Origin of the sequence: Tolypothrix sp. VBCCA 56010 (assembly GCF_050875635.1) — a bacterium.
Taxonomy (GTDB): Bacteria; Cyanobacteriota; Cyanobacteriia; order Cyanobacteriales; family Nostocaceae; genus Hassallia.
Map to the genome: position 1 here is coordinate 1 of NZ_JBPAOH010000350.1, position 1,378 is coordinate 1,378.

General features: G+C 42.4%; 1 protein-coding gene. It reads left to right on the forward strand.

All coding sequences use genetic code 11. The features are described 5' to 3' along the window. Positions 1–119: 119 nt before the first annotated feature. Positions 120–1,364, forward strand: a complete 1,245-nt coding sequence (locus tag AABK37_RS41385) for an RNA-guided endonuclease InsQ/TnpB family protein (RefSeq protein ID WP_432557178.1) — start codon at positions 120–122, stop codon at positions 1,362–1,364. The last annotated feature ends 14 nt before the right edge of the window (positions 1,365–1,378 follow it).

Sequence of the window (1,378 nt, forward strand, 5' to 3'; positions counted from 1 at the left end):
GGGTTTGCAACTGAATCAAAATAATTAGACAATCTTCACCATAGTTGGACATTTAACCGTTTGTGGCGACTATATGTCCAAGTTTTTAGAAAAAACGACATTACTTACATTGAAGGAAAATGCTACTCAAAGGATTTAAGACTAAACTTAATCCGAACAATAAGCAACGTTCTTTGTTTGCTCAACATGCTGGTTGTGCGAGGTGGGCTTACAACTGGGGACTGAAAGAATGTTTTCAAGCTATTGAAGCCAGGAATGTTGCCAAGGAAAAAGGAGAGACATTGCCAAAGTTTCCTTCTGCAATTGATCTCCACAAAAAATTAAATGCTGAGGTGAAACCAGAAAATAAATGGTTTTACAATTCCTCAAAGTGCGCTCCGCAACAAGCACTTAGAGATTTAGACAATGCTTGGAAACGCCATTTAAAAGGCGACGTGTCGGCGGACAGAGGATTCTGTCCGCCGAACCGTCGCGTTAAGGGTAGCGGTGTGCCTAAGCGCAAAAAGAAGTTCATCAACGACCACTTTTACCTAGATGGAACTATCTATATAAAAGACAACTTTATTCAATTGCCGCGTATCGGCTTGGTTCGGTTACATGAGACTGTTGCCAATCAGAAAATTAAATCTGTAACTATCAGTCGCAAGGCAGGAGAATGGTACGTTGCTTTCAAGATTAAAGTAGATCAAGTGTTCACAGATAAAGGCTTTGGGCGTGTTGGCGTGGATTTGGGTATTAAGGTGCTAGCAACCGTGAGTGATGGAACCGTATATCCGGCATTAAAGCCTTACCGCAGTAACAAAGTAAAACTCAAAGTACTGCAACGTCAGCTGGCTAGACAAATCCCAGGAGGAAAAAACCGAGAGAAAACCAAACAGAAAATAGCCAAACTTCATGACCGCATTGCTAGTATCCGCAACGACGCTACACACAAGCTAACATCGCATCTTACCAAGAACCACGGCGAGATTGTGATTGAAAACCTAAATGTATCGGGTATGCTAAAAAACCATAAGTTAGCTTCAGCAATTGCCGATTCTGGCTTTTATGAATTTAGAAGGCAGTTGGAATATAAAGCTGAATGGTATGGCAGTAAAGTCATCGTTATTGATAGGTTTTATCCATCCAGTCAGCTTTGCAGCAGTTGCGGTCATCGCCAACCAATGCCACTACATTTAAGGACTTATGACTGTCCTAATTGTGGCATTTCCGTTGACCGTGACTTAAACGCTTCGATGAACATTCGAGATTATTCGGAAACTGCGGCAAGCTCTGCCGTGGAAGCCTGTGGACGGGATCTGCCTGGGGGACCGATTGAAACAGGAAATAAACCTCATCTTGGCGCTTTGTCCAAGATTGTATAAGTTTTATAGAGCGG